The following is a 6,788-nucleotide window of genomic DNA, read 5'->3' as shown; positions in this document are numbered from 1 at the left end:
AGTCGGTACAGGTCGATCAGGGCGTGCAGGCGCGTGGTCAATGCGTGGTGGGAGACCAGCACGCCCTTGGGTTTGCCGGTCGAGCCGGAGGTATAGATGACATAGGCCAGGTGTTGCGCCGATAGCGGCGGCAGTACCGGGGCGTGCTCGGGTGCGTCGGCGGCGGCGGCCTGTGCGGCGGCGATGGCGATGATCGGAGGCGTCAACGCCGTCGATGCGACGAGGTGCTCTGGGTCGTCAACGAGCACCAGAACCGGTTGGGCATCGGCCAATACGTTGGCGATGCGTTCTCGCGGTTGGCTGGGGTCCAGCGGCAGGTAGGCGGCGCCGCTCTTGAGCACGGCGAGGACGGCGAGGATCTGCGCGATGCCGCGTTGCAGGCACAGCGCCACGCAGCGTTCGGGCTGTGCGCCCAGTGCAATGAGGTGGTGGGCCAAGCGATTGGCCTGGCGGTCGAGTTGTTCGTAACTGAGCGTGGTATCGGCGCAGACCAGCGCGATGGCGTGCGGTGTTGCGGCAACCTGCTGGGCGAACCACTGCGGCAGGCTGCGTGGTTCGGCGGCGGGCGCGTCATGCCCGGTGAAGGTATGCAGGTGCTGGCGTTGGGCGGGCGAGAGCAACGGCAGCTTGCCTACGCGCGCGTGGTCGTCGGCGAGCATGCCATCTAGCAGCACGCCGAGGTTGTCCCACTGCCGTTGCAGCGTGGCGGGGTCGAACAAGGCGGTGGCAAAGCGCAGGCTGCCGAGGATGCAGCCGTGTTCCAGGCGCAGGTCCAGCTCCAGGTCGTACTTGGCCTCGCGGGTCGCTGCGGGCAGCAGTTGGCAGTGCAGATCGGGCAGGGCGAGGGCGACCTGCGGGGTGTTCTGCCAGGTGAACATGGCCTGGAACAGCGGTGCATGTGCCAGGCTGCGCACCGGGTTGAGCGCTTCGATCACCTGTTCGAAGGGTAAATCCTGGTGCGCCTGCGCGGCCAGGGCGGTGGCACGCACCTGGGTCAACAAATCGGCCACGGAGGGATCGGCGCGCAGGTCGATGTGCAAGGCCTGGGTGTTGACGAACAGGCCGATCAGCGGCTCCAGTTCGCCACGCGTGCGCTGGGCGATGGGAGTGCCGATGACCACCTGGTTCTGGCCGGCCAGACGCGCCAGCAGCGCGCCCCAGGCGGCGAGCAGGGTCATGAAGAGGGTGGTGCCTTGGCGCTGGCTCAGGGCGATCAGCGCTTGGGTGCGTGCGGCATCGAAGGCCACCGGGATGGCGTCGCCGGCGTAGTCTTGTTCGGGCGGACGCGGTCGGTCGGTCGGCAGGGTCAGTAGGGCTGGGGCATCGCGCAGATGCTCGCACCAGAACTGGCGCTGCTGTTGCAGCAGCGGCCCGTCGATCCAGCGGCGCTGCCACAGGGTGTAGTCGGGATACTGGATCGGCAGCGGCGGCAATGGATCGGGCTGGCCGTGAACGAAGGCGCTGTAGAGCGCACCGAGTTCGTGCAGCAGTACGCCGATCGACCAATCATCGGCAATCAGATGGTGCAGGGTCACCAGCAACAAGTGGTTGTCTTCGGCCAGTTGCAGCAGGCGTGCGCGCAAGAGCGGGCCATGTTCCAGCTCGAAGGCAGTGCTGGTTTCCTGTTCGGCGTAACGCTGTGCGGCGGCCTGCGGATCGGCGCTGTGGCGCAGGTCGATGCACTCCAGTGGCATGGCGATGCTCGGCGGAGCGATCACCTGGGCGGGGCCGTTATCGGTGGCGACGAAGTGGGTGCGTAGCGCGTCGTGGCGGGCGAGCAGGCGGTCCAGCGCCTGCCGCAGGGCGGTCAGGTTCAAAGCGCCGCGCAAGGCCACGACGCCGGGCATCAGATAGGCTAGGTTGGCACGCGGATCGAACTGCGCCAGTACCCACAAACGCTGCTGGGCGAAGGACAGCGGTAGTGGATCGGGATGCGGCACCGGCACGATGGCCGGCAGCGCGTTGGCAGGCGCGTGTGCGAGTGCGACCGCTAGATCGGTCAGACGTGGATGGGCGAAGAGCGTGCTCAGGGCGAGGTCGATGCCACGGCAGACGCGTAGGCGGGCGATCAATTGCACAGCCAGCAGCGAGTGCCCGCCCAGGGCGAAGAAGTTGTCGTGACGACCGACCTGTCCGACGCCGAGCAGCTCGCACCACAGCATGGCCAGGCACGTTTCCGCTTCGCCTTGCGGGGCGACATACGCCTGCGTGGCCAGGGCGCTGGCATCCGGCGCCGGCAATGCGTGGCGATCGAGCTTGCCGTTGGCGGTCAGCGCCAGGGTCGCAAGCCACACGTAGGCCGACGGGAGCATGACCTCCGGCAAGCATGCCGCCAGACGCGTGCGCAGTACGTTGGCATCAGGCCTGGTCGCGTCGCCGGACGGCACCGTCTCGCCGACCAGGTAGGCCACCAGTCGCTGTTCGCCGCTGTCGGAGCGGGCAATGACGACTGCCTCGCGCACACCATCGCAGGCGCGTAGTGCAGCGGCGATCTCGCCCAATTCGATACGCACGCCGCGCAGTTTGATTTGTTCGTCGTTGCGACCGAGATATTCCAATGCACCATCGTCACGCCAACGCGCCATGTCGCCAGTGCGGTACATGCGCTGGCCGGGTTGAGCAGCGAATGGGTCGGGGACGAAGCGCTCGGCGGTCAGGTCCGCACGGCCCAGATAGCCGCGTGCCAGTTGTGGGCCGGCAATGCACAACTCGCCGATGACCCCGAACGGGACGCGTTGTCGATAGCGGTCGAGTACGTGTAGGCGTGTGTTCGGCAGAGGTCGACCCAGCGGCACGACACTGACAGCTTCCTCGCCGCGCACGTGATAGGTGCTAGTCCAGATGGTTGCCTCGGTCGGTCCGTACAGGTTCCATAGCTGGCCGCCGCCGGCACGCAAGCGCTGCGCCAGTTGCCGAGTCAGTGCTTCGCCGCCACAGAGCATGCGTAGCTGCGGATGGCTCTGCCAACCGGCATCCAGCAGCATTTGCCAAAACGCCGGTGTGGCCTGGAGTACCGAGATGGCGTGCTGTTGTAGCAGCCGCAGCCAGTCTGACGGTTGCCGTATCGCTTGGTCGCCGGCCATCACCACACGGGCGCCATGCAGAAGCGGTGCGAACAATTCCAAGCCTGCGATATCGAAGCAGACGGTGGTCACTGCCAGCAGGCTGTCCTCGGGCGACAGCGTCAACTGGGATTGCAGCACAGTCAGGAACTGCATCAGCGCGTGATGGGAGACCATCACGCCCTTGGCTCGGCCGGTGGAGCCGGAGGTGTAGATCACGTAGGCCAAGTGGTGGGGAAGCAAGCCGCGGGTGCCTGGATCCGGGCGGTGCGTGGAGTGCATCGTCCAGGCGGTACTCGCGTCCAGCGCGACGCAGGGATACGCGCTGTGCGGTAGGCGTTCGGCGAGCGCCGCATGCGTGAGCAGGCAGCGCGGATCGCTGTCCTCAAGCATGAAGGCCAGGCGTGCCGGCGGATAGCGCGGATCCAGCGGGAGGTAGGTGCCGCCTGCCTTTAGGACTGCCAGTAAGGCCACCACCAGGTCGCTGCCGCGCGGCAGGCAGACGGCCACCCGGATGTCCGGGCCGACGCCCAGTGCGATCAAGTGATGGGCAAGCTGGTTGGCACGTGCGTCGAGCTCGGCATAGCTGAGTGCCATCTTGTCGTCCACGATGGCGATGGCCTGAGGCGTACACTGGACTTGCCGTTCGATTTCATGGTGCAGGTAAGGGTGCTCGGCAAGGGCGACCTCGCGGCCATTGCACTCCTCCAACCGGCTGCGCTCCTCGGCGCACAGCAGCGGCAGTTGGCTTAGGGGGCTGTGTGGAGTTGCGAGCAGTCCACGCAGCATCTGCCGCAATGCGGTCATGGCGCTCTCGGCCAGTGCCAGCGGCAATCGGTCCGGGTTGACGTTGAATTCCAGCAGTGCCGGGTGCCGCGTGCTGTAGCGCCGCACGAACACGCTCAGCGCGGTGTCTTCGTAACCGGCATGCAGTGGCAGTGTCTGCCATGTGCCTTCCGCGATGTCGGCATCGCTGAACACGCTGAAGTCTTCGACCGAGACGCCGATGTCGAATGGCCGCGGCGTCTGCTGTGCGCTCGCACCCAACTGGCGCATAGCGTGTTGCAAGGGGAAGCGGGCGTGACGCATGGTCGTGCGCAATGCCGTGGCGATGACGCGCATGGCGGTAGCGATATCCGCGTGCGGTGATATGTCCAGGTAGAGCGGCAATTGCGCGGACAGCATGCCGAACATGGCACGTTCGCTGGCGTTGTGCCGATTGTGGACGGCCAGGCCGAGTGCCACAGGCCCTTGATGGTGGCTCAGGCGGGCCAGACAGGTCGCCAGGCAGGCGACGATCATGCTGGTGAGTGAGCCGCCCAGGCGCTCGGCCAGCGTGCTCAAGACGATGAAGTCCGGAGTGTCCAGTGTGCAGGTCAATTGCACGCTTGGCTGATGGCCGAGTGCGGTGGTGGTGCTGGGAAACAGCGGCGCAGGGCGTGTGTGCAGATAGGCACGCCAGTAAGCCTGGTCGCGCTGATAGCGGGTAGAGTCAAGATAGGCTTGGTCGGCAGCGAGCGCTTGCAGATAAGAAGGGGCAGCTGTCTGATCGGGCTGGCCGCGCAGACGCTGGTTGTAGGATTCGACAACCTGTCGGCACAGCATTCCCAGGGAAATGCCATCGGCGATGAGATGATGGCAGCGGTATAGGCAATAGCCACGTTCGGTGGAGGCCTGCAGCCACTGGATGTCCCATAGCGGTTGGCCATACAGCGCGAAGGGTTTTGCAATGGTTTGGTGCAGGTGATCCCAGATGCTTTGTTCGCTGTCTGCGTGGGCCGAATAATCGTGCCAGGGCAGGGAAAAAGGCAGTGACTCCAGCACGCGTTGGCGTGGCAAGGGAGCCTCTTCGACCAGCACCGTGCGCAGTGCGTCGTGGCGGGCGATGACCGTTGCAATGGCATGTTCCCAGGCATCGCGGTGGATGGTGCCTTCGAAACGGATGACGCAGCCGATGCTGTAACTGGGTTGTTTTGGTGCGAGCAGTTGCCCGAGCCAGATGCCTTGCTGGGCCGAACTGAGCGGATACAGCGCCGCATCGAGCGGAGCGAGCAAATCGGTGACGCTCATGCGATTCCCTGTGGGGCGGGAATGCGCTGCGCCATCGCTTGCATACTGCTGCATCGGCAGGCGGTGCGCGAGGTTGCGAGTCTGGAGGCGCGCGGTCTGGTGAGGAGGATCATGGCGTTCATGGCGTGACCTGGGCGGTCACGCAGTCGGTGTCTGTCATAGGGCGGGGATTGGCGCAGTCAGTCATGCCGTCGCCATGCGCAGGCGCTGCATGCGGTGTCGAGGAGGTGCATGCAGGGGACGCGCGGTCGAGCGCCTGCTCAATGCAATGTGCGAGCCCGACGATGTGCATGTTCTCGATCATGGTGACGTGATTGCCGCCCACCGGCATCCGTGCGATCTGCGCCGCTGGCAGCAGATGCTGCCAGCCATAGGCATCCGTAGCCGGTTCGGGTTCGCTCGCCTGGAAGAGATGCAGCTTGCACGCCACCTGCAATGGCAGGGCGGTGAACGCTGGCCACAACCGGTTGAAGTGGGTGCTGTTGACGCACTCCTGCAACATGTTCGCGACCGTGGTCTGTTCTTCCGCCGCCAACTGCGCCAGCATCGGATCGCTTTCGCAGGCTGCGGCCATGTCCGCGTATGCGTTGTCGCCGATGTGCTTCAGCAGCGCTTCCAGCGCCGCCTGGACGTCATGGCGCTCCTGATAGGGTTCATGGTGTCGCAATCCGTCCAGTCGTTGCAGCAACGCTTGGCCGAGCGCGGTGTCGAGCGTGTCGGTGTCCGCTTTCGCTGTCGGCAGGCTGCAATCGAGCAGGCCGAGGAAAGCGACGGACTGGCCCTGCTGGTCGAAGTGTTGGGCGATGGCATAGGACAACAGGCCGCCGGAGGAATACCCCAGCAGGTGATACGGACCGTGCGGCTGCACCGCCTGAATCCACGCGGCCATCTGCGTGGCTAGTGCGTCCATCGTGGCCGGCAGCGGTTCCGGCCAAGGCAAGGCATAGACCGGAATGTCCGCATCGAGGTGGCCGGCCAACTCGAACGCATAGGTGATGTCGCCAATGCCGGTCGGTACCACGAAAACGGGCGGGCGGCTGCCATGGCGCCGCGCAGCCAGCACCTGGGATCCGAATGCCTGTGTGTCGCCACTCAGGCGCGCGGCTTGCGCTTGCAGCGTCGGCGCGGCATACACCATTTGCACGGTCAGTTCGAAGTGACTGCGTCTGGCGGCGGCGATCAGCCGCACTACCGACAACGAGTGTCCGCCCAATTCGAAGAAATGGTCGTTGCGGCCGATGCGCTGCGGCCCCAGCACGCTGGCCCAGAGTTTGGCTAGACGACGCTCGATGGGTGTGGCGGGTGGTACGTAGGCCGCATTGGCCGGCGTCGCAGCCTCCGGCGCCGGCAGCGCGCGCCGGTCGAGCTTGCCGTTGGTGTTCACTGGCAACACTTTCAGTTGCACATAGGCCGCTGGCAGCATGTAGTCGGGCAGTCGCGCAGCCAGCTGCGTGCGCAGCGTGTCGGCGCCAAGTTGCTCGGCATCGCCGACCACATAGCCAACCAATCGCGGTTCGCCCGGAATATCCTCGCGCAGCAACACGGTGGCGTCCTGCACGCCGGTGCAGGTGCGTAGCGCGGCTTCTATCTCGCCGAGCTCGATACGGAACCCGCGCAGTTTGATCTGATCGTCGTTGCGGCCGAGATAATCGAGTG

2 protein-coding genes are annotated in these 6,788 nt (G+C 65.6%); both read right to left on the bottom strand.

The annotated features are described in order from the left end of the window. A partial coding sequence (locus XalbCFBP2523_RS15355) for a non-ribosomal peptide synthetase (protein ID WP_158250795.1) occupies nucleotides 1–5,132 on the bottom strand: 5,132 nt, incomplete at its 3' end. A 118-nt stretch (nucleotides 5,133–5,250) separates the two neighbouring features. Then, on the bottom strand, nucleotides 5,251–6,788 hold a 1,538-nt coding region (locus XalbCFBP2523_RS15350), incomplete at its 5' end, for a thioesterase domain-containing protein (protein WP_045765520.1).

Source organism: Xanthomonas albilineans (assembly GCF_002939705.1).
GTDB classification, from domain to species: Bacteria; Pseudomonadota; Gammaproteobacteria; order Xanthomonadales; family Xanthomonadaceae; genus Xanthomonas_A; species Xanthomonas_A albilineans.
Note: the sequence above shows the minus strand (reverse complement) of the source record. Positions and strands in the feature narration are given on the sequence as shown.